The 21283-nt window shown below is 52.8% G+C and carries 19 protein-coding genes and 1 tRNA gene; 15 read left to right on the top strand and 5 right to left on the bottom strand.

Annotation, left to right across the window (positions count from 1 at the left end; genetic code table 11):
• Nucleotides 1-29 precede the first annotated feature (29 nt).
• The 5 genes from DF283_RS07665 to DF283_RS07645 all read left to right on the top strand — a co-directional run bounded on the left by DF283_RS07665 (nucleotide 30) and on the right by DF283_RS07645 (nucleotide 5915).
• On the top strand, nucleotides 30-1418 hold the full coding sequence (locus tag DF283_RS07665) for a hypothetical protein (protein ID WP_303674158.1): 1389 nt from the start codon (nucleotides 30-32) through the stop codon (nucleotides 1416-1418).
• On the top strand, nucleotides 1415-2593 hold the full coding sequence (locus DF283_RS07660; RefSeq protein ID WP_303674156.1) for a glycosyltransferase: 1179 nt from the start codon (nucleotides 1415-1417) through the stop codon (nucleotides 2591-2593). The genes DF283_RS07665 and DF283_RS07660 overlap by 4 nt, the downstream gene beginning before the upstream one ends.
• 84 nt (nucleotides 2594-2677) lie before the next feature.
• Entirely contained in the window at nucleotides 2678-3706 is a 1029-nt protein-coding gene (locus DF283_RS07655) for an NAD-dependent epimerase/dehydratase family protein (protein WP_303674155.1), read from the top strand.
• Between the two features lie 26 nt (nucleotides 3707-3732).
• Nucleotides 3733-4470, top strand: a complete 738-nt coding sequence (locus tag DF283_RS07650; RefSeq protein WP_303674154.1) for a sugar transferase — start codon at nucleotides 3733-3735, stop codon at nucleotides 4468-4470.
• 5 nt (nucleotides 4471-4475) lie between these two features.
• The gene (locus tag DF283_RS07645) at nucleotides 4476-5915 is read left to right on the top strand and encodes a lipid II flippase MurJ (protein ID WP_303674153.1); all 1440 of its coding nucleotides are present in this window, start codon (nucleotides 4476-4478) and stop codon (nucleotides 5913-5915) included.
• 39 nt (nucleotides 5916-5954) lie between these two features.
• Here the strand turns inward: DF283_RS07645 and DF283_RS07640 are convergent, their stop codons facing one another.
• The 4 genes from DF283_RS07640 to DF283_RS07625 form a co-directional block, all read right to left on the bottom strand.
• Nucleotides 5955-6485, bottom strand: coding sequence for a hypothetical protein (locus tag DF283_RS07640; protein ID WP_303674152.1), 531 nt, complete (start codon nucleotides 6483-6485; stop codon nucleotides 5955-5957).
• Between the two features lie 146 nt (nucleotides 6486-6631).
• On the bottom strand, nucleotides 6632-7648 hold the full coding sequence (locus DF283_RS07635; protein WP_303674151.1) for a hypothetical protein: 1017 nt from the start codon (nucleotides 7646-7648) through the stop codon (nucleotides 6632-6634).
• A 180-nt stretch (nucleotides 7649-7828) separates the two neighbouring features.
• Nucleotides 7829-8557, bottom strand: a complete 729-nt coding sequence (locus DF283_RS07630) for a phosphoribosyltransferase (RefSeq protein WP_303674150.1) — start codon at nucleotides 8555-8557, stop codon at nucleotides 7829-7831.
• A gap of 115 nt (nucleotides 8558-8672) precedes the next feature.
• Nucleotides 8673-9254, bottom strand: coding sequence for an NADPH-dependent FMN reductase (locus tag DF283_RS07625; protein ID WP_303674149.1), 582 nt, complete (start codon nucleotides 9252-9254; stop codon nucleotides 8673-8675).
• Nucleotides 9255-9459: 205 nt separating this feature from the next.
• Between DF283_RS07625 and DF283_RS07620 the strand changes: the two genes are divergently transcribed.
• The 6 genes from DF283_RS07620 (at nucleotide 9460) to DF283_RS07595 (ending at nucleotide 14515) form a co-directional block, all read left to right on the top strand.
• Nucleotides 9460-11103: a flavin monoamine oxidase family protein gene (locus DF283_RS07620; protein ID WP_303674148.1), complete on the top strand. Its 1644-nt coding sequence runs from the start codon at nucleotides 9460-9462 to the stop codon at nucleotides 11101-11103.
• Nucleotides 11104-11291: 188 nt separating this feature from the next.
• Complete coding sequence (rpmE, locus tag DF283_RS07615) at nucleotides 11292-11501, top strand: 50S ribosomal protein L31 (protein WP_303674147.1); 210 nt, start codon at nucleotides 11292-11294, stop codon at nucleotides 11499-11501.
• A 110-nt stretch (nucleotides 11502-11611) separates the two neighbouring features.
• Entirely contained in the window at nucleotides 11612-12709 is a 1098-nt protein-coding gene (gene prfA, locus DF283_RS07610) for a peptide chain release factor 1 (protein WP_303674146.1), read from the top strand.
• Nucleotides 12710-12786: 77 nt separating this feature from the next.
• Nucleotides 12787-13797: a class I SAM-dependent methyltransferase gene (locus tag DF283_RS07605; RefSeq protein WP_303674145.1), complete on the top strand. Its 1011-nt coding sequence runs from the start codon at nucleotides 12787-12789 to the stop codon at nucleotides 13795-13797.
• An 80-nt stretch (nucleotides 13798-13877) separates the two neighbouring features.
• A tRNA-Leu gene (locus DF283_RS07600) sits at nucleotides 13878-13961 on the top strand.
• A gap of 170 nt (nucleotides 13962-14131) precedes the next feature.
• Nucleotides 14132-14515, top strand: a complete 384-nt coding sequence (locus DF283_RS07595) for a thiol-disulfide oxidoreductase DCC family protein (protein WP_303674144.1) — start codon at nucleotides 14132-14134, stop codon at nucleotides 14513-14515.
• Nucleotides 14516-14536: 21 nt separating this feature from the next.
• Here DF283_RS07595 and DF283_RS07590 read toward each other — a convergent pair whose 3' ends face one another.
• On the bottom strand, nucleotides 14537-14782 hold the full coding sequence (locus DF283_RS07590) for a hypothetical protein (protein WP_303674143.1): 246 nt from the start codon (nucleotides 14780-14782) through the stop codon (nucleotides 14537-14539).
• Between the two features lie 514 nt (nucleotides 14783-15296).
• On the opposite strand from DF283_RS07590, the gene DF283_RS07585 reads away from it, so the two are divergent.
• The 4 genes from DF283_RS07585 to DF283_RS07570 all read left to right on the top strand — a co-directional run bounded on the left by DF283_RS07585 (nucleotide 15297) and on the right by DF283_RS07570 (nucleotide 21105).
• Complete coding sequence (locus tag DF283_RS07585) at nucleotides 15297-16967, top strand: peptidase domain-containing ABC transporter (RefSeq protein WP_303674141.1); 1671 nt, start codon at nucleotides 15297-15299, stop codon at nucleotides 16965-16967.
• Between the two features lie 2 nt (nucleotides 16968-16969).
• A complete protein-coding gene (locus DF283_RS07580) occupies nucleotides 16970-18367 on the top strand; it encodes an HlyD family secretion protein (RefSeq protein WP_303674140.1) in 1398 nt (465 codons plus the stop codon).
• Complete coding sequence (locus tag DF283_RS07575; protein WP_303674139.1) at nucleotides 18364-19821, top strand: TolC family protein; 1458 nt, start codon at nucleotides 18364-18366, stop codon at nucleotides 19819-19821. Before DF283_RS07580 ends, DF283_RS07575 begins: the two co-directional genes overlap by 4 nt.
• Nucleotides 19822-20175: 354 nt before the next feature.
• Nucleotides 20176-21105, top strand: a complete 930-nt coding sequence (locus DF283_RS07570) for a hypothetical protein (RefSeq protein ID WP_303674138.1) — start codon at nucleotides 20176-20178, stop codon at nucleotides 21103-21105.
• Nucleotides 21106-21283: the final 178 nt, after the last annotated feature.

Genomic DNA, 21283 nt, shown 5'->3' with positions numbered 1-21283 from the left:
CGCAGGCATTTCCGCTGGTTTTGTTTGGAATGTTCGCTGTCGTGATCCTGTTGCTGTGGGCTACTTTTTTTCAATCCGCTTTCCTGATTGACGCCCTTGGCCTCTCTCCCAAAATACACCTTTTGCTTGGCCTGATGCTGCCCGTGGTGCCGTTTTTCTGGTTTTTAAGCTGGAATAACAGTCGACTGTGTCTGGTGATTTATACTTTCCTCATTTTTTTTGGAGACGCTTTTTCGGCGCTATGCGCTCCCGCCCTGATGGCCGCCACGCTGCCCAACTGTATTTATCTGATGCTACGCTGGCGAAGTACCCGCTTGCGTTTTTTGGTCGCGCCCTTACTGCTGCTGGGACTGATCTACTTTTTTACGGCCATCGCCATGGGTTCAGTTGAAATACCCGTCCAACTTACCAATCGCATGCAATTCGATCCGGGATTTCCGGCGCTCTCGTTGGGCGGGGCATCTTCCCTGCTGGGCTTTACCATTGTCTATCCGCTGATTTATATTCCCTGTTTACTTTACGATCTTTACGTCAATCATCCCCTATTTTTAAAGCGTTTTCTGTTGTGCCTGAGTGTGGTGTTCAATGGCATTCTGTTGTATGGCGTGTGCCAGTTTATACAAGCAGGGGGGATGATACGGGTCTCCTCCATTATGCGTTTACCCACGCGACTGGGACCGTTTATCGTGGTGTTCCTCACCTTTATTTGCACCCAGCTGGTTTTGTCTAAAGGAAAATGGAAGCTCTACTGGCTTTCCACCGTCCTTCTGGGACTGGTGGTTTTGGCTATGACACAAACCCGCATTGCCATTGTGGCGCTGGGTCTGGTGGTGATGATGGCAGCTTTATCGCTGCTGATGACTCAAAGCTGGCGGCAGCTTAAAAATTTTACGGTGGGATGCCTGCTGGTTTTAGTGCCGTTAGCGCTGTTTTTGTGCGCAACGCCCGAATTGGGAAATCGGTTTACACCGGGTCAAATTGAGTCGGGCAACCATAGCCGGGAAAAAATTATTCAGGATTATCAAGCGGGCATCAATCTCGAGAACGTGACGCGCTTTCAAACCGTTACCCGATTTTTGTTTGGGTATGGCATGTTCCGGGAACGTCAACTGGCTCACTTTAACCTGCACGACACCCTGGCCTGTGCCTTATCGGTCTTTGGCCTGATCGGTACCGTTCTGTACTACACCCCCTACCTGTTGATAACCGCTGTCTTGTTGTTCAAGACGCTGCGCACGCAACAATTGTCCCACAATGTTCGCTACGCCATGGCTTGCTCCGGTTTTCTGGTGTTTTTCCTGACCGGGGCATTTCATAACAAGCTCTATTCTCCCATTGAAACTGCTTATGTCTGGTTGATGGCAGGCTTTGTGCTGGATCAGGATTTGCCGCTTCTATTGGCAGGGAGAAAAGCGTGAAGTCCAGAGTGAAGCCCGAAGTGAAGGCCCAAAAAGTTATCCTGCTGGCCCATGAGCATTTATACGGCGGGGGTACAAAGCAGACGTTTCTGTTGGCGGAAGCACTGGTTGCCAAGGGTGTGCAAACGGTGTTGATCTCCAACGCGGAAAAGACCTGGCTAGGACAGACGATTGCGCAAAACGGCTTACCTGTGAAAACGTATTACTCTCCTCTCATCGATCGGGCTATTCGGCCCTGGCAGGAACTTCAGGTGCTTTTTTTCATCATCAAGGTTTTTCTCAAGGAAAAGCCGGATGTGGTACTGGCCTCAGGGGTCAAGTTGATTGGGTTGAGTGGTGTGGCAAGCTGGTTGTGCAGGGTTCCGGGTCGGTTTGCCATTATTCGGGGAGAGGGGGCGCCACCGGGCTCTCGCACACTCAAAATGATTTACCTCATGCATCGAGGGTTGGCCCTGCTGGGCGTCCGTTACATCACGGTGTCCGAATATATTCGGCGGCAGATGATGAATGGGGGCATTTGTCGCCCGGATCGGATTCACACCATTCACGATGGCATTCCGATTGCGGAATTTGCCAACCGCTCAGCGTCTCTAACCTCCGATACCGCTCCCTTTGCGGAAGCGCGACCACCCGGTGCTTTTAAAATTGGCATGGTGGGCCGCTTGGTGCCGGGCAAGCGCTACGATTATTTCATTCAGTTGATGACCGCCTTATGCCGGGAATTTCCGCACGTTTACGGGGTCTTGATCGGGGAAGGCCCGGATCGCCCCCATCTGGAGCGCCTGATTCAAGCCTCGGGTTTTACGGATCGCATTGGGATGGCGGGTTATTGCGCCGATATGCCCAAAGTTTATGGCGATCTGGATTTCACGGTTTTATTTACCGATTATGAGGGGTGTCCCAACTCGGTTTTGGAAAGCATGGCCGCTGGTGTGCCTGTGCTGGCTTCGGACGTTTGCGGGATGGGTGAAATACTGGAGTCAGGGTGCAACGGATTTCTGGTGAAGCATGGCGATGTGGAGGGCGCTACCGCCCTGGTGAGGAAGGTTATAGAAAATCCGGCGTATTGCCAGTCAATGAGCCAGAACGCCCGCGATTCTGTTTCTCGTCATTTCGACGCCAGTCAAAAGCTGCAGGCGCTTGCTTCCTATCTGCTGGGCTCCAATTCGTCCTGAATTTGAAATTGGCTTAAAGTTTTCCCTGCCCTCGCCGATATGAACCAAAGTAGAGTCAAGAAAGTGCTTGTTGGGTGTTAAAGTATGACGAAGTCTGAACGTTCGGGTATGAACTGCCTTGTCACTGGCGGGGCAGGTTTTGTCGGTTCACATCTGGTGGATGCCCTGGTGTCGGAGGGGCATCGGGTGAGTGTGTTTGATAATCTATCGACAGGTAAACGCCATAACATTCTACAGCACGGCGGAAAGGTTGAGTTCATTCAGGGTGATATTCGCGACATGCCCGCTTTAACGCAAGCCTGCCGGGATCAGGATATCATTTTTCACAAGGCGGCCATTGCCTCCGTGTCTGAGTCGGTTCGGGATCCGCAAAGTACTTATGAGGTGAATATTCTGGGGACGGGCAACGTGTTTGAGGCGGCAGGACAAGCCGGGGTCAAGCATCTGGTGTTTGCCTCCAGTGCCGCTGTGTATGGGCCGGTGGAGTATCCGGAGTGCCACGAAGGCTTACTGCCGCAACCAGCCTCCCAATACGGGCTCAGTAAACTGGTTGGGGAACAGTATGGTCAGTTTTATTCCAGGTTTAATCACATGCAGGTGACCTGCTTGCGGTACTTTAATATTTACGGAGCCCGGCAGAGTCAGAGTTCTGACTATGCGGGCGTTATTTCGTTATTCATTGGCAACTTGCTCTCAAACCGGAATTTAACTGTGTTTGGGAACGGGAAGCAGACCCGCGATTTTGTCAATGTGGCCGACGTGGTGCAAGCCAACCTGAAGGCGCTAGCGAATACCGGACAGTACCCGTTTGAGGTTCTGAATATCGGAAGCGGTCAAAAGCGCTCTCTGCTGGATTTGATTGAATGCTTAAGGGCGCTGGGGTTCCAGAATTTTGAAGTGGCGCATCGACCGGAGCGTCGGGGCGACTTGCGGCACTCTTTATCCAGTATCGAGAAGGCCAGGACGCTGCTTGGGTTTTGCCCGAGCGTCGCCTTTAAAGACGGACTGGCGGAGGTGGTGGAGTACATCCGGTGTCAAAAGGGATCCTGCGGGGATACTTTGCAGGCCGGTGAGCCTTTGGTGAACTATACGGACAAGGCGTGCAACGCATAAGGCCAATCGAGGAGTTTGTTTTTTTGATGGAACCGTCATCATTTCCCAGGCAATCTTCCCTTCCTGAGCCAGAAGCGGCCTCGGAGCGCTTTTTGCTGGAATACATGCCGTTTACCCCCTCTGTGGAGTATCGTCGGTGGTATGGTTTCAAGCGCGTGTTCGATGTGATCCTTGCCAGCCTGGGACTGGTTTTTTTTGCCCCCCTTTTTGTGCTGATTGCCCTGGCCATTAAACTGACCTCGCCGGGGCCGGTCTTATTTCGTCAGGAGCGATTGTCGATTTATGAAAAGCCGTTTACCCTGATCAAGTTTCGTACCATGGTGGATCAGGCGGAAGCTAAAACAGGCCCCACCTGGGTGCAGGAGGGAGATGCGCGAATTACGGCAATTGGGCGCTTTTTACGGAAAACGCACGTGGATGAATTGCCCCAGCTCTGGAATATTCTGTTGGGCGAAATGTCATTGATAGGCCCACGCCCGGAGCGTCCTGTTTTTGTAAAGCGGTTCCGTGATGAGGATGTTCAGAATTACAGTTGCAGGCACTTTTTCAGGCCCGGAATCACCGGCTACGCTCAAATGAAAAACCCGAATCCCACGGTGGATCAGATCCAGGAAAAAACAGACGCGGATCTCTGGTACATTACCAATTGGAGCGTCAAGCTGGAGCTTTGGCTGATGCGTCAAACCGCTGTCTACTTTTTTCGATCACTCCGAAAACTGATTTCAAGATCGTCCAGCCCTGCCAGTCATCCGGCTAGTCATTAACGAACATGCTTATTCACCTGAAACGCTTCACACAATTTCAAGCGTCAATTTATCGGAAACTGCCGCCGGGTAGCTGGCAAAAGTTAGCGTCCCTGTCCCGGCAGGGCGGCTCTAAAATCGCTCTCTTGCAGATTCTGGTGGTAGGGCTGACTTTTTTAAAAGAAATTGTGATGACGGCCTTTCTGGGGCTGGCTCAATTCATGGACGCCTACACGCTGGTTAATAATATCCTGATATTTACCAGAAGCTATTTTGAGCAGTTGGGCTACGGCGCGCTGATTCCGGCGGTGGCTCAGTGTGAGTCGGCAGAGTCCAGCCGAAAGCAGGCGCATCCAGTCAACCAGCCAGCTCAGACAGATCAACATGACGCGCCTTTTTCGCCGCAAAGGCTATTAGTCGTCTTGCTCAATTACACCATTCTGTTTACCCTGCTTGTCGGGGGAGCCATTGGCCTGCTTCATCAACCCATTGCACAACTGATAGCGCCAAGCTGGTCCGGTGAGAAGTTACAGCACCTGCTACTGCTGACCTGGCTGGTTCTGCCGTCCTGCTTTATGTTTCAGGTGGCTGAAATGTTTCGGGTACTCTGCATTCAGGAAAAACGGTTTGCACTCTACCAGCTTCCCCGAATCACCAGCCTGTTGCTATTTATTGTCAGCTTTGTGCTTTTATTGAAGATGATGGGACCAATGGGGCTGGTAATCGCATTGCCCCTTTCCCAACTGGTGGAATTGTTGATGTACTGTGTGGGGTTGAAAATCCGGCCCCGGTGGGTTTGGCGCACGGAAGGGTCAGCGTCTTTCCTGCAAAAAATAATACCGGTCAGCCTGACCTGGGGTGTTTTCTCACTGACGGCCCTGGTGGACAACTACTTTTTGAGTTTTTTGCCCACCGGCGAGCCCAGCGCCTTTCGATACGCTTACGTAAGTGTTCTGATCGCGGGAAGTCTTACGGTCGTCAATTTGCAAATGGTCAAACTGGCAGACCTGAATCAGGCCTGCTCCGAGCAGGATCTGGAAAAGGCGCTTGCCATCCTGAAAGGCGCCAGTGTCCAAATCCTGTTGTGGAGTTTACCCCTGATTGTGGGCTCGGTGGTGTTTGCCCCCTGGTTGATCAAAGTCGTGTACGAACGGGGAGCGTTCACCGCTCACAATACAATGCTGGTGTCGCAGTGTTATCAGATTCTGATTGTGATGGTTCCCTACACGGCGCTCTGGCGTTTGATGAGCAGTTGCTTCTATAACCTCAACCTGATTCGCCCCTTGCTTTTGATTGGCGTGGTTTTGTTAGCGCTGCGCATTGGCATGGACTGGCTGGGGCTTCAGCTGATGGGCCTGCACGGCCTGTCCTGGATGGTGCTGATGAATTCCTATTTATTATTAATGGCACTGGGCCTGTTTTTACTTGCGGTGAGAAACAGGCTCAAGACAGAAGGCGCACCCTGAGCGACCTTCAGCGTGATTTAATCCAATGGACAGGGTGACTTACTGCCCAATAATCAAATCGCCGTGAGAGTCCTTTAAATATTCCGCGGGCTTGGCGTTTTGGGTCAGTTTTTGACGAAGCGCTTTATTGAACGCAGTGGCCTGCTTGGGACCACCCTCCGTAAAGGCATCGGCCAGCTTCTGAAGCGTCTCTTTTTCTGGCGGCACGTTCAAGGACTGATGAATTTCAAAGTAGGAGAAAACGCTATCCATCAGGTTTAAGACGTGCTTTGTCATTTTGGCCTGATCACTCTCGGGTAATATATAGACGTGGTTGACCGCCTTGTGGGTGGCGGGGTTTTTGTCATAATTACGTCGTTTTTTCTGGGACTGGTGGAGCCCAAGGATTTTTTCGCTGCCCAACGATTTGAGGTTGTTCATTAACTGGGAAACCTTGTATTCTTTTTCCGCGATTTTGACCACACAATCGCCAATAATGGTCTGGACTTCATTTGGCAATGAGCCTAAAAAATGGATGGCTTTGGCCATATCCGGCTTTTTATCGTGCCAACGCTCTTGCTTCTTTGTCATTAATCATCAAGCTCCCAACGACATTCCCAAAGCCCCAGCATAGCAGTCCTCAGGCTTTTGAAAATCCTCTATCGGCAGGAGTGCAATCCGATAGCAGACTCGGGCCCACAGGATATGAGCTGTCTCGTTGCGGTTTCTGCTATAAATTAGCGCGACTTTTTCTCGACAAAGCCGTTAACGACTTTCCCCAGAAACTGACTGCCGGGATACACCACAATTTTTCCGTAGCCACTGTCAAACTGCACTTGCCCACTGACGGTACTGCCATTGCGGAGTTCCAGCACATTCACAACCGGTTTGTTTTCCGCTTTCTTTTTACTGCTAAGGGCAGCGGTTTTTGGGGCAGAGGAGGAGAGTACCGAGGGATCCCAGCCCGGACCATATACGGTGGGTGCTTCCGGGTTGGTGGCCTGATAGGCCTGATAACTCACTGGGCCTTCCCCGGAGACTTTGCGGCCATTAACATAGATGGTTTGCTCCGGAGTAATCACCGTGGTCTGGCTCATGGCGCCTTTGACGGTAAAGCCGTTGATGGCGGAAAGACCGGTGGGGCCCACCCGCACGGTGGAACTGTTATTACCGCCGATGATGATGCCTGAGCCCATCGTTTGATTTCTCTCGGAAAAGAGGATGTCTGAGGCCTTGCTGTCATCCAGCGTCGCCAGGTGCCCCCCCAGTGCAATGAGGCCCTTGACTTCCGAATGTTCAAGGGCTACTTCGTTTCCGGCGCTGACACGCTGGGAAACGGTGGCATCGTGGAGGATAACGTTGCGTCCGGCGGCAATGCCCTGATTCACCGTGCTGTGGGTAATTTCAGCGTCATGTCCGGCTGCAATGTTCTGCACTTGAGAGCATTCATTGAGGGCGATGCTGTTTCCCGCGGAAATATTCCCCCCAATGGCGCAGTTGTTACAGGTAAGATTACGCCCTGCGGCCAGTTTCCCCTCCACCTGGACAGCGCTGAGCATCAAGTCTCGCCCCACAGAGGCTGAGCTTATGGTCTGGGTGGCCAGTTGCAGATCAGTGGCACTGGCATAGTGGCTATTTCTAGCCTCTGAGACAGGCACGCACACACACGAGATGGCCAGGGTGAACAGCAGGGGGAGCAGGAGGCCGGAACCTTTTTTACGCGTCTCTTTTTTCCGCATCTGTTTATTCATCACGGGCATAATGTTCTCCTGGTGTGTTGGCTTGCAAGCGAAGCTCAAAGCGGGTGTGCCTGAGTTTTGTTTCAAGCTAACACAACCAACCGGATTTTGCACCGCCGGGCCGTGTTGATCTGCCCTCATGGCCATCCTGAGCGCACTCGTGAACGCAATTAATCATGCCTGATCGCGCTGGACTCACAGGGGCAGATTTTCCCAGTGCATGGGCTTGGGTGATTGTGACGACGGACTGTTCTGGGTTTGGGCCTCTTGCCACTTGTTTTGCCGGTTCAGCTGTTCGGACTCTTTCAGCCATTGAGTCACCTGGGCGTCTGTGCATTGGGGAAAGCGCTCATACCAAGCGCTAACCGCATCAAAACTATCGGGCTTTTCCAGGCAAACGAGATCATCCACTTCGTAACGGAGCTGGCTCAACAGGGGGCGGGTTCCAACCGGTACCGCCAGAACGATCTTGGCCGGACCCAGAGCCTTCAGCGCCTTGAGGGCGGCCCGGGCCGTAGCCCCGGTGGCCAGCCCGTCATCCACGATGATGGCGGTTTTTCCGTTAAGACCGGGGAAGGGGCGATTGCCCCGGTACTGGCGTAGTCGGCGGTTTAACTCGGTTCTGGCCTGGTCAATTCTGGACTGAAGCGCGTTGGGTTGTAGCCCCAGCATGACCAGAACATCCCGGTTCAGAATCAGGACATCTTCAGGGCCAACCGCCCCTGCCGCCAGTTCTTCGTGGCCCGGGGCCCCAATTTTACGAACCACCAGCACATCCATTGGTTTTCGCAGGCGACGGGCCACTTCGATGGCCACCTCGACCCCGCCTCTGGGCAGGGCAAAAATCAGGCAGTTTTCCCGCTCATAGGGAAGCAATGCCTCCGCCAATTGACGCCCGGCATCCGCACGATCTTTGAACACCATAGAAACCACCTTTCCTGCCAAATTGATCCGGGAGCATCATAGCAATTCATGGTGGGTGCGCCATTCCACAGATCGGCAATAATCCGGTGGTGTTGGATGCTTGGCTTGTATCGGGCTAGCCTTCCAGTTTCAGGAGCAGGCTGGCCACCTGGGCTCCCAGATTTTCAATGGCGGCCTGTTGCCTGTCATCTTTCAGGTGACCCTCCGGGGTAAACGCCTCGTGGGCTTTGGAGACAGCCACCTGTTCCGGCAACACCAGCACCCCGATATTTTCCAGAATGGAACGAACGGGGATTAACCCCCGCAAGCCCCCCAGCGCACCGGGGGAAGCACTCATCAGGGCGCAAACCTTGCCTTTAAAGCAGGCCAGCGGGGCTTCTCCCTGCACAGGGCGAGAGGCCCAGTCAATGGCGTTTTTCAGCACCGCCGTGATAGAACTGTTATATTCCGGGCAGGCGATGAGCAGGCCCTGGTGGGCCAGAAGCAGATCCTTGAATTGTCGGGCGTTGGGCGGCAAACCTTCGGCCTGTTCCCAGTCTTCGTCAAACAGGGGCATGGGAATCGTCTTCAAATCCAAGTAAGTGACCTGGGCACCGGCTTTTTCAGCGCCCAATCCGGCGATTTTAACCAGCTTTTTATTGTAGGAATCTGCGCGGGTGCTTCCGGCGAAAATCAGGATACGCGGTTTGGCGCTCATTGGCTGGGTCTCCCTTTTTGAATTTTAAAGACATTTAAAAAAACATCCGGACGGTTTATTAAAGCACACTGCTTGCCACCAGCGGCTGGCAACCCCACTCCCCCGGTGAGGTTCTTGCTGTTACTTTTCATCAAATTATATTGATTCATCAATTTTTATTTATGATGAGCGTGTTTACAATTGATGAGAGACAGGAGTAAGGACTGTGGCCAGAACTACAGTATGGGTATGGTTAAAGCAATTGACCGCAGAGGCCATGGCTCAGCACTTAGAGAGGCCCTTGACCCGTCGCCAGTTTTTGAAGGGTTTATCGGGTACAGCGCTCACGCTGGGGGGGGCCACTTTGGGGTTGGCGCAGGCCCGGAAAAACGAACTTCCCGTGAAAGGAGCCCTGTCGCTTGCCGAAAGTGGGCTGGGCAGGCCTCGAGTGATCATTGTGGGCGGCGGCCTGGCCGGTTTGGTCAGCGCCTATCGCCTGACGCAGCTGGGCGTTCCCTGTGAAATTTACGAGGCCAGTCACCGGGTGGGCGGGCGTGTATTCACGCGCCGTAATATTGACGGGGAAGGCCTGTTTGTAGAGCTGGGCGGTGAGCTGGTAGATACCAACCATGAGGCCCTGATTGGCTTGTGTACCGCCTTAAACGTCTCTTTGGAGCGCTTTCCTTCTCCCGGTGAGAATATTCAGCCTGCTTTGTTTATGAATGGTTCAGAGGTCAGGACGGAACAGGATGTCATTCAGGCCTTCCAGCCGTTAGCTAAGGCGTTAGCCCAAGATTTGGAGCGCATTTTTCCCGATGGGGAAGTGCGCATCCCCACTTATCGGGAGCCTTGTGGGGCTGAGTGGCTGGATCAGATGTCGCTAGAGGCTTATCTGGACGCTCTGAAAGAAGTGCCTGAATGGCTTAGAAAGGTGATTAAAGCGGCCTATGTGGGTGAATACGGCCTTGACCCGCACGAACAGTCCGCCTTGAACTTACTGTTGCTGATTGACCCCGAAACCAGCGAAGGGTTCCGCATGTTTGGGGAAAGTGATGAGGCCATGCGCATTCAGGGTGGCAACAGCACGCTGGTGGATGCCCTTTACGCTGCTATCCGGGACCGGGTTCCGGTTCACTTCGGGTGTAAGCTCAGTCATGTGAATGACAATGGACAATCACTCACCCTGACTTTCCACCAGCGGCGTCGAAAGCGCAACATCAATGCCGGGCAAGTCATTCTGGCCACTCCCTTTTCGGTGCTTCGACAAATTGGGGGGCTTAACACTCTGGGCTTATCCCCACGCAAGCTCAGGGCCATTCGCGAGTGGGGTTACGGCACCAACAGCAAGCAAATGCTGATGTTTAACAGTCGTTTCTGGCTAAACCCCGCAGCCCCGTTCCCGGCCAACACCGGGGAGTTGTTTACAGACTGGCCAAGCCAGTGCTATTGGGAAACCAGCAGGCTGCAAGCGGGGAAAAATGGTATTCTGACCAATTTTCTGGGCGGCGGGGCTGGCTTGTCCGCCAATGGCAGCCAATGGCGCCAGTCTCTGGCCGATCTGGAACAACTCTTCAAGGGGCAGGCGACCCAGGCGTTCACAGGCCAGCAGATTCTGATGAACTGGTCCCGTCATCCCTGGGCCAAAGCCAGTTACAGTTGCCCTCGTCCCGGCCAGTACACCAGCTTGATGGGGGCGGCAGGCGAACCAGAACTGAATGACAGTCTGTTCTTCGCCGGTGAACACTGCAGCGTGGACTGGGCCGGCTTTATGAACGGGGCAGTGGAAAGCGGCTTGCTGGCTGCCGAAGGGGTTGTGGGCTCTCGGAAGAGCCATGAGTCCCGGGAACGCTTTGGAGAAATCTCTGGATAAACGGGGCAGGCCTTCCATAAAGCCCAGAGGGCGTTGCTCTGGCGGGTCCTCCATCTTGGGCCGCTGTCGGTGAACGGGTCCACTGGCCACTGCTTGATTTTGGGACAATGCTTGATTTTGGGTTTTCAGGGAACTAAAATGCTGAAACTATTCTACTTTGCTCATCCCCCTCAGGAGAATTCATTTTTATGCGTGAAGCAGTCCACCCCCAATATAACAAGGTTAAAGCCACCTGTGTGTGTGGAAACACCATCGACACAGGCTCCGTGCTGTCTGAAATCCGTTTGGACGTTTGCAGCGCTTGCCATCCCTTCTTTACCGGTACCCAGAAAATCATGGATACCGAGGGTCGGGTTGAGAAGTTCAAAAAGCGCTACGCCAAATCCGAACAGAAGTAGTCTTAAAACGCAATCGGCCCAACCTGCGTGCAGGTCAAGTCGGTTGCGTTTTAGTTTTCAGCCGGGCTTTGAAGCCCACAACCACAGAAAGAGCTTGAGCTTTACACGTTATGAAAGGACTTGAAAGTTTATTGGAGAAGCTGAAAGAGGTGGAAGTCACCTACCATCAGCTTGGGGATATGTTGTCGGACCCCGCCGTGTTGTCCAACTCCAACAAGCTCCAGGACATTTCAAAAAAACGGGCCGCTTTGGAAGATACCATCGAGGTTTTCGACGAGTGGAAGCAGAGTAACGCTGATTTGGCAGACTCCAAAGAGTTGCTCAAGGGCGAAACCGACACCGAAATGCGGGAGTTCTTACAGGGCGAAATTCAGCGTCTGGAAGGACATCTGGAAGCCCTGGCGCATCGCCTGCAGATTTTATTGCTACCCAAAGACCCCAATGATGATAAAGACATTATGCTGGAGGTTCGGGCTGGTACCGGGGGCGATGAGGCCAATATCTTTGTCGGCGATTTGATGCGCATGTACTTGCGTTACGCCAGCACCATGGGCTGGCAGGCCAGTGTTCTGAGCAAGTCCGAAAATGAAATCGGCGGTTTTAGCGAAGTGATCATCGGTATTAAGGGGCAAAACGTTTATAGCGCCCTGAAATACGAGTCCGGTGTCCACCGGGTGCAGCGGGTGCCGGTTACCGAGTCTCAGGGGCGGGTGCATACCAGTGCCGCAACAGTGGCCGTCATGCCGGAAGTGGAAGACATCAGCATTGAAATTCGTCCGGAAGATATCGAGATTATTACCGCCCGCAGTGGTGGCGCTGGTGGACAGAACGTGAACAAGGTAGAAACCGCCGTTCGCTTGTTCCACAAGCCTTCAGGCCTTCAGATTCACATGACCGAAGAGCGTAGTCAGCTACAAAACCGGGAAAAAGCACTGGCTTTGCTGAAGGTGAAGTTATTTGATCTGGAGCAGCAGAAGCAGCAGAAAGAAATCACCGATTTACGGCGTTCCCAGGTGGGTAGCGGAGACCGCAGTGAGCGCATTCGCACTTACAACTACCCTCAGGATCGTTTGACGGACCACCGCATTGGGCAAAACTTTTCCCTGAGTCCCATCATAGACGGGGATTTGAGCGAATTGCTGAATCAGTTGGCTTTGGCCGACCAGCAAGCTAAAATGGAAAAACTGGCAGAGACGTCGGTTTCCTGAGCGGAGCAGTCCTCTGTCAAATCGTTCCGTTCGGGGACTTTTTGCCTGGAACGCCAATTACTCGGGGAATGTACTGCATGAAATCTTCAGTCCAGCTAACCAGCGATCGCATTCAGGACACGTTATACGCTTTTATGCGCAGTCAGATTCTGTTTACGGCCATTGATCTGGACGTGTTTAGTTCTATTGCCCGGGGCGATAATCAGCTGGAAACCTTGCAGGCTCGTCTGGGTTTGAATGAGCGCGGCCTGCGCTTGCTGCTGAATGGTCTGGTAGGCATTGGGTTTTTAAAAGTGGCTGCCGGTGGGGTATACAGCCTGCCAGAGGATGTGGCTCACTTTCTGGTAAAGCCTGAAGCCACCTACATTGGCGGGATGGTGCATCATTGCAAGTGGTTGTATGAGAATTGGTCGATGTTGACCGACGCGGTCAGTTCGGGGCAGCCGGTGGGAGGGGCCCAGAGTCTGGCCCAACTGGAGATTTACTTCTCGGAACTGGTGAAAGGCCTGTATGTGTCCAACTATCCCACGGCCCAAAAACTGGCTGAGATTTTAGAGATTGGCTCTGCCTACCGTAACCTTGAAGTTCTGGATGTGGCCGGTGGATCTGCGGTCTGGTCGATTGCCCTGCTGGAAAAAGACGCTGGCAGTCAGGCGACGGTTCTTGATTTTCCTTCGGTCACCCACGTGGCGGAGAGTTACGTGGAACAGCACGGCTTGAGCGACCGGTTCCGCTACTGGCCAGGTGACTTGGAAGCCATGGATCTGAACGGGGCCCGTTTTGACATTGTGGTAATGGCCCATATTTGTCACATGCTAGGGCCCACGGCCAGCCAAAAGGCTTTTCAGAGGCTGAAAAAGGTACTGAAGCCGGGTGGGCGTCTGGTGGTGGTTGACTTTGTACCGGATGATCAGCGCTCCCAAAAGGGGTGGCCACTGATTTTTGGGGTTAATATGCTGATTACCACCCCGGAAGGTGACGTTTTTACAGGTGATGAGTACACGCAGTGGCTTCAGGCCGCTGGCTTCGAGAGCATTACCCTGCAGGACATCGATTCTGACGTGACTGTGGTCATTGCTCAGGTGTAACGTGCTGTAACGTTCAGAAGGCTTTCGTTTTACCGGTTGAATCTCAGGGGCAAGGGTGTTATATTTTCCTCAGTTTCCAAGCCGGTGTGGCGAAATGGTAGACGCAGTCGACTCAAAATCGACCGCCGCGAGGCATGTCAGTTCGACTCTGACCACCGGCACCACTTAACTTTAAGCCCCTGACCCTTTGCAAGAATACAGACTGTTCAGTTCTTGAAAAAACTCAGGGGCTTTATGGTTCAAGTATCTGTCTGGCGACTCAGTCATTGATCTGCGTGCTGAAATCCCCTCCTTTATGAAATAATAAATGGGAACAATCAAGGCGGGCTGGACAATGTCTGAAGGCTGGGTGCTTTACGATGCGAATTGTCGCTTGTGTCTGGACTTGAACCAGCGGTTTCAGCCACTTTTGAACCGGTATGGCTTTGAAACGCTGCCCCTGCAAACGGGCTGGGTCAAAGAGAAAATGGGCTTCAGCGCCGATCATGAGCTGACTGCCGATGAGCTGAAGGAAATGCGGGTTTTAACGCCTTCAGGCAAATTTTATGGTGGCAGCGAGGCGTTAATCTATATTTCCCGGTTTATCTGGTGGGGCAGGCCATTCTACTGGATGTCCTTTCTGCCCGGCGCACGCTGGGTGGTTGGCAAGATTTACCAGTTTATCGCCCGTAACCGACATTGTTACGGAAAAGTGTGCGCCCTCAATGACGGCAGGTAGTGCCTTTCTTCTGGATAGGGCTTATTCCTTCGGCGGACTGTGGCCTGCCTTATAAAGGAATAAAGTCCCCGCGACAATCCCGCAACAGGCGGCGGGCAAAAACAGCGCAGGCAGCATGAATCCACCTGCCGCCAGACAAACAGCGGCCGCAAGCAGTACGCCTGCTATCCTGTTTTTCGTGCTTTTTTCACTCATTAGGGCGGCGGGAATGACGTTGGTGTTTAAAACACGGGCGTTTTGCTCGCGGTCATGTGCCGAGATGCTCAAGATCTCTACAACGTCCCCGTTCGGCTTCACCACGGTGGCCCAGGGCTTGTAGTGCCAGGACCTGGCCCCGTTCTCAGGCTCGGTTTCAGTTGCCCCAAAGCGAAGCGGTACGTTTGTCGTGTGAGTCCTGACTGTCGAATGAACCCGCATTCCGTTTGTTAATCTCTTCTTGTTTGATTCTTCTCTTGTTTGACGCTTCTCTTGCCTGTCTCTTCTCTTATTTATTTGCTTGAAGCCGTCTCAAGTTACTTTGGCCAATTGTACTAAACCGAAATTGTGGCCTTTTGTGCCTCTTTATTTGACCAAGTTTCATTACAAATGTAGTTGCAATTAAAGGTTGCTCAGTCAAGGCGAATTGCCCTATAGTAAGCATTACTTGTCAATTCGCTAAATGACTATGGCTTCAAATCATCACGCTGATAATGGTCACCATTCTTCCGCGGGCGAGCATCTTAGTCCTTTTCAGCGACTTCGGGCTCTCCTCAGGGAAGATAAAAAAGACCTCCTCATTCTAGTGCTTTACACCATGTTGGCGGGCCTACTCACGCTGACTGTGCCACTAACCGCTCAGGCTCTGGTGAACACCATTGCGGCAGGGGTTTTCATGCAGCCGCTGGTGGTGCTGACGACATTGCTGTTTGTGGGCATGCTGTTCATCGGCCTGCTCAGGATTTCCCAGTTTTTTCTGGTTGAGGTCCTGCAACAGCGTGTGTTTGCCCGGGTGGCCCTGCGGCTGGCGGGGCAGGTTCCTTTTGTTCAGCACAAGGCCCTGATGACAGACTACCCGCCCGAGTTGATGAACCGCTTCTTTGATACGATTCAGACCCAGAAAGCCATGGCCAAGCTGCTCATGGACGGGCCAGCCGCGCTTTTGCAGATTTTTGTGGGCCTGATACTGATGGCGGTTTACAGCCCCATATTGCTGGGTTTTGACTTCTTTATCATTTTCTTCCTCCTTTTTATGGCCTTTGTACTGGGCCGCAATGGCGTGAACACCAGCATTGATGAGTCCGTCCAAAAGTACCGGGTGGCTGGTTGGCTGCAAGAACTGGCCCGTTGTCAGGTCAGCTTTAAAGTGGATGGCCTTCCGGGCTACTTATTCAAAAAAGCGGATGAGCAGGTGGTGGACTACATTAACGCGCGTCGTTCTCATTTTCGGATACTGTTTCGTCAGGTGGCGGCCAATTACTTTTTTCAGGCCGTGGCCAGCGCAGGCATTCTGGGGATTGGCGGCTGGTTGGTCATCAACCGTCAATTAACCCTGGGCCAGTTGGTGGCCTCGGAATTGGTTGTGCTTATCCTGATTTCGGCAATGGATAAACTGGTGATGATGTTTCAGGACTGGTACGACCTGCTGACCTCGGTGGAGAAAATTGGCCACCTGACTGATTTGCCGCTGGAGCGGGAAGGCGGGCTCGTCCTGCCTCGTCAGGAAGGCGGGGCCCAGGTTATTTGCCAGGATGTCTACTTTGATTACAGCCAGCCTGAGACCAAAATTCTGAAGGGCCTGAGTCTATCCCTGCAGCCAGGAGAGGTGGTCTGTCTGGTGGGAGCCAGTGGCGTTGGTAAATCCACTCTGGCCGAAATATTATGCGGCTTGCTGGAGCCCAAGTCGGGCGTGGTTCGCATCGGCGGATTTGATGTCCGCTCCCTGGATTTACACAGTTTGCGTCAGGCGGTGGCTTTGGTCGGAGATAGCAACGAGATTTTTGACGGCACCGTGGAAGAGAACATTGCGGTGGGCCGTCCTCACGTACGGACCGAGGACATTCATTGGGCCCTGGGTATCACACAGCTGACGGATGAAATTATGGCTTTGCCCAACGGACTGCAAACCAGCCTGATCAGTGCCGGAAGGAATCTCTCCAGGGGGCAAATGCAACGATTGATGATTGCCCGGGCTATTGTGGATCACCCCAATTTGCTGATTCTGGATGAAGCGTTTATTGGTATTGATGAATGCACCAAGTTGAAGATTCTGGATGCCCTACTGGACCCGGCCAACCCGTGGACAGTGATCGGGATTTCCCATGACGCCGATGTGGTTATTCGGGCGGATCATATTCTGGTGATGGTTGATGGCGTAATTGCCGAATCGGCTTCTCTGAACGCCCTGTCCCTGCAGCCCAACAGTTGCTTTTCGGCACTGTTTCCCAAATTGGTTTCCAGTCAGGGGGGGCAATAACCATGCGCACCGGCTTTATGAATTCCCAATCCCAGCAGCAACTGGTTTCGCCTCGCTTTTTTAGCTGGTTGGTTATGTGGACTTCCATCATGTTGTTGTTGGGGGTGATAGCCCTTATTTTTGTGCCCTGGCAGCAAACCGTGATTGGAAAAGGCAAAGTCACCGTTTTTTCCCCAATGCAGCGCCCTCAGGGCGTTGAAGCCCAAATTTCAGGGCGGTTAAAGCAATGGCATGTAATGGAGGGGCAAACTGTTCAGGCGGGGCAGTTGATTGCCGATTTGGCCGATATTGACCCCAAGTTTCTGGACGTCAATCAAATCCAGACACTAGAAGCGCAGCGGGCCGCCCTGGAGGCTCGCAAGTCCGCCGCGGAGACTCGTGTTGTGGCTTTACAGCGCCAGATGAGCGCGCTGGGGCAGTCACGGCAGTCGGCCATACCGGGAGCCGGTGAAAAAATCGGTCAGAATCAGGATCGCATTCTGGCGGCCCAGCAAGGCCTGACCGCGGCCCGACAAAACCTGGATACGGCGCTATTTAATTACAGCCGAGTCAGGGAGCTTTATCAGAAAGGCTTGCGTTCCAAGCGGGATTTTGAACTGGCCGAGCTGGACAGGGTTCGGGCTCAAACCGGGGTGGAACAGGCTGAAGCCCAGCTTCGGGTTTCTCAGCGAGATGTGAAGGTGGCCCAGTTTGATCAGGGCAAAGTTTCGGGAGACACAGCGGCAGCTCTGGCCAATGTGGCGGTGTCCATGGCTTCGGCTCAGGAAACCATCGCCTCCACGGTCAGCGATATTGCCAAGCTGAATGTTGATATCCAGAACCTGCGGCAACGTACCGGGCAACGTCAGATCAAGGCCCCCGTAACGGGCAAGGTGGTCCGCCTGTTGCAAGTGGGGACCGGAGAAACGGTCTCCGAGGGCGAGGTTCTGGCGGTGGTGGTTCCGGATACCAAGGATCAGGCCGTTGAACTGTATGTTTCCGACTGGGATGTGCCGCTGGTTTCGGAAGGGCGGCTGGTGCGGCTGCAATTTGCGGGCTGGCCGGCAATCCAGTTTTCGGGCTGGCCCATGATCGCCACTGGAACCTTTGGGGGCAGGGTTGCAGTGGTGGATGCCGTTGATGATGGCAGAGGGCGTTATCGCATTCTGGTCAAGCCGGATCTCAAGTCCATTGCCGCAGGAAAAGATGAACCTTGGCCCTCGGGTAACTACTTACGCCCGGGTACCGAAGCAACCGGCTGGATTTTGCTGGATCGGGTTCCTCTGGGTTATGAACTGTGGCGTCAATTCAACGCTTTCCCTCCTACCTTGAAGGAAAAACCCGCCGATGCGGATAAGGATGGGGACTATACTGGCGAGTCCGAGAAAGAAAAACCGGTCAAACGGAAAGCGAAAAAATGAAATTTTTTCCGCTCAGCTTGATGGTTTCGTGGTTCTGCCTGTTGTTTCCGGCGGTAGTTCTGGCTGAGCCCTTGCTGGAAGTAGAGCTGAAAGAGCTGAAGGCGGAGAAACAGCAGACCAGGGATCGGGAATTTACAGTGGAAAAGGTCCTGGATCAGGTGCGTCAAAACCATCCCAAACTGTTCAGCGCCGATTTGGAGCGCCGCATTGCCGGGGCGAAGTTGCTGGAAAAGCAAGGGGCCTTTGATCCGGGGATTTCTCTAGAGACCGACTATTTGCGCTATAACGATTTCAGCAAGCGGGGCAAGGTCAGTAAAACGTTTGACAATGACTTGTCGTTTAACTGGCTTACCCGCTCGGGTCTAAAGGTAACCACCGGCGGGCGCTATAACACGGGTGATGTGAAGCCTCCCCTCTATCCGACCGGGGATTCGGGGGAGTATTACATTGGCGCCAAGTTACCACTCCTGCGAGGCTTTCGGATAAACGACAAGGTGGCCGCCGAGATGCAGGCCGAAATTGGAATTCCGCTGGCGGATGCCACCTACACGGAAACCCGACTTTCCATTTTGCTGCAAGCCGCTTATGCCTACTGGAACTGGGCAGTCTCCGATCGCAAGGTCACCGTGGCCAAGAATATCCTTAATCTGGCGGAAGTCCGTTGCAAGGCCATCGAGGAGCGGGTTCGACAGGGTGACTTGCCAAGGATTGACGCCGTGGAGGCTTGCCAGGAGGTACAACGGCGTCAGGGCTCCCTGTATAAATCCACCCGGGAGTTTGAAAAAAATGTGTTCAAGTTGTCCCGCTATTTGTGGGAGCCAGGTGGGAACCCCAGTCCACTGCCCAAGGCCTCGGAAATACCCGTGCAGTTACCCGAGCCACTGCCTTTCAGTGATGACGACTGGATGGAAGGCCGCAAGGCGGCCCTTGAAAAACGGCCTGAGCTGAAGGCATTAAACCTTCAGAAGGAAATCACCGAGGTGGATTTGAAGTTTGCCAAAAACCAGCGCCTTCCGATTGTGGATTTGTTTGCCACCCCTGGTTACGATACCGGAGGCTCGTCCATCGGCCCAAGTATCAAGGCCGGTGTCATTTTAACGGTGCCGCTACGGCAGCGCACCGCAAGGGGCTTGATTGCGGCAGCCCAGTTCAAAATCCAGAAACTGGATTTAGAGCAGCGGCTTTTATTGCAACAGGTTTTACTGGAAGTGGATGATGCCGTTTCGGCCATTAACGCCGCCTATCAACAGTATATGGCGGCACGGCGGGAGTATGATTTGGCCCGTGAGCTGGAGCAGGGCGAGCGGGATCGGTTTGATTACGGGGACAGTACTATATTTCTGGTCAACCAGCGTGAGCGTTTGACTTTTGAGGCAGCCGTGAAGCTGCTGGATCTAGAGGCCGAGTATCATCAGGCCAAGGTGAATTTTCAGGCTGTGACTGCCCAGCTCTAAGGCCTCCCAAGCTAGATTCGGCTGCTGGGCTTGCGATTCTTCTGTTTTGCTGGAACGAAAACCTCAAGGGGGAAGGGTGTGACCTGTCCCGTGCTTCCAAAATCGGCCCCACGCAGTGCCAATCCACCGTGGGGCAGGCTGGTATAATTGCCTTCTAAGCTATGGGTGGCCTTGATTTCGTCAAAGCGCTTCTGTGACGGCTGTTGAAGTGCTACGGCTCGTAAAAGGAATTTTAATATTTGTTCAAAAAAACTAAAGTTTCCAATTGTAGAGCCGAGACCCAACAGACAGGAGAAAGAATATGGAGAAGAACTGTAAATTTTAAGTGACAGGCTAACATTGCGGTAAAAACTTATGACAAATACCAAGACGAACACTGGATATCGTGGCCCCCGTCATCCGGGCCAGGGCACACTGGAATACACCATGATGGGTGTGCTTGTGCTGGTTATCTGTGTGGGTGGTCTGGAAATACTGACTGGCAGCTTGAGTAGCGCTTGGCAAATACTACATACTGAAATGCAACAAAAGCAGGTCTCCGAGGTTGCCATCACAGACCCCAAGTTTACGCCATCCGGCTCTCCCACCGGTGCTGGACTGAAATTTGTCACCTTGAAGGGCACCGTCATTACCCTGCCCAGTACTGTCAACAATATGGAAAAATCCATAGAGACATTAGGGGCTAATGGTACTACGGCAGTCTTGGTGAAAAGTCTGGAGGAATTAATCAAGCAGTTGGTTGAAAACAGGGAGCTTAATCGAACACAGTCACAAAGTCTGATTTACCTTGCAAACAGCGGTCATGCGCTGGCAAAAATGCACAAACTGACTGAAGATGCCATTGCCAACACAAGCACGATTGAAGAATACCGGTTTGTGATCGAGAGTATTCCAGCCCTCGTTGATTTAACCGAAGAGGGTTATCATATGCATAATATTGGTTGCTATTATCCGCATGAGCTGGATCCCTTGCAGCCAAATGCCGAGCTTCAGCTTTTCGGTGTAACCGGTGACTTTTTGAGGGCCTACCAGAAGGCTGTGAGCAGTGGGGCGTTGGATGATCCTGCGGTTCGCTTGGTGGTAGAGGCTCTGACCCGAAAGATCAGCAATTTAAGCACTGTGGCAAGTCATACTTTTGAATCGCTCGCCCATAACGAAATCTCACACAGCGAAGTGAGTGGGTTTATTGCTGAAAATATTGCCAAAACCCATGACAGCTCGGCCCAGATCTGTACGACCGGAAATGGTCAGGACAGTGGAACGCAGTGTGCCAGTGGTGGATAAATTGCGATCTTGTCCCGATCAGTCAGTTTAATTTTGGTGAGGGCAGCCTCAACTTAATTTTTTGTTATTAAACGCTCAAGTTTTCAGTTTCCGGGTCGACAGTATTAAATACAGAAGAACAGCAGCTTTAAAAGTTTTCCAATTTATAAATTAAAAAATGATCAATGGAAAAATAAAT

Source organism: Vampirovibrio chlorellavorus, from assembly GCF_003149375.1.
Lineage (GTDB): Bacteria > Cyanobacteriota > Vampirovibrionia > Vampirovibrionales > Vampirovibrionaceae > Vampirovibrio > Vampirovibrio chlorellavorus_B.
The sequence above is the reverse complement of the archived record's forward strand: the minus strand, read 5'-3'. Positions and strand labels throughout refer to the sequence as shown.

Bases quoted from the DNA above. Each gene is read 5' to 3' on its own strand.
- DF283_RS07665 (WP_303674158.1), top strand. From the start codon at position 30: ATGTTCGCTGTCGTGATCCTGTTGCTGTGGGCTACTTTTTTTCAATCC.
- DF283_RS07655 (WP_303674155.1), top strand. From the start codon at position 2,678: ATGACGAAGTCTGAACGTTCGGGTATGAACTGCCTTGTCACTGGCGGG.
- DF283_RS07650 (WP_303674154.1), top strand. From the start codon at position 3,733: ATGGAACCGTCATCATTTCCCAGGCAATCTTCCCTTCCTGAGCCAGAA.
- DF283_RS07645 (WP_303674153.1), top strand. From the start codon at position 4,476: ATGCTTATTCACCTGAAACGCTTCACACAATTTCAAGCGTCAATTTAT.
- DF283_RS07640 (WP_303674152.1), bottom strand. From the start codon at position 6,485: ATGACAAAGAAGCAAGAGCGTTGGCACGATAAAAAGCCGGATATGGCC.
- DF283_RS07630 (WP_303674150.1), bottom strand. From the start codon at position 8,557: ATGGTGTTCAAAGATCGTGCGGATGCCGGGCGTCAATTGGCGGAGGCA.
- DF283_RS07625 (WP_303674149.1), bottom strand. From the start codon at position 9,254: ATGAGCGCCAAACCGCGTATCCTGATTTTCGCCGGAAGCACCCGCGCA.
- rpmE (WP_303674147.1), top strand. From the start codon at position 11,292: ATGCGTGAAGCAGTCCACCCCCAATATAACAAGGTTAAAGCCACCTGT.
- prfA (WP_303674146.1), top strand. From the start codon at position 11,612: ATGAAAGGACTTGAAAGTTTATTGGAGAAGCTGAAAGAGGTGGAAGTC.
- DF283_RS07605 (WP_303674145.1), top strand. From the start codon at position 12,787: ATGAAATCTTCAGTCCAGCTAACCAGCGATCGCATTCAGGACACGTTA.
- DF283_RS07595 (WP_303674144.1), top strand. From the start codon at position 14,132: ATGTCTGAAGGCTGGGTGCTTTACGATGCGAATTGTCGCTTGTGTCTG.
- DF283_RS07580 (WP_303674140.1), top strand. From the start codon at position 16,970: ATGCGCACCGGCTTTATGAATTCCCAATCCCAGCAGCAACTGGTTTCG.
- DF283_RS07575 (WP_303674139.1), top strand. From the start codon at position 18,364: ATGAAATTTTTTCCGCTCAGCTTGATGGTTTCGTGGTTCTGCCTGTTG.
- DF283_RS07570 (WP_303674138.1), top strand. From the start codon at position 20,176: ATGACAAATACCAAGACGAACACTGGATATCGTGGCCCCCGTCATCCG.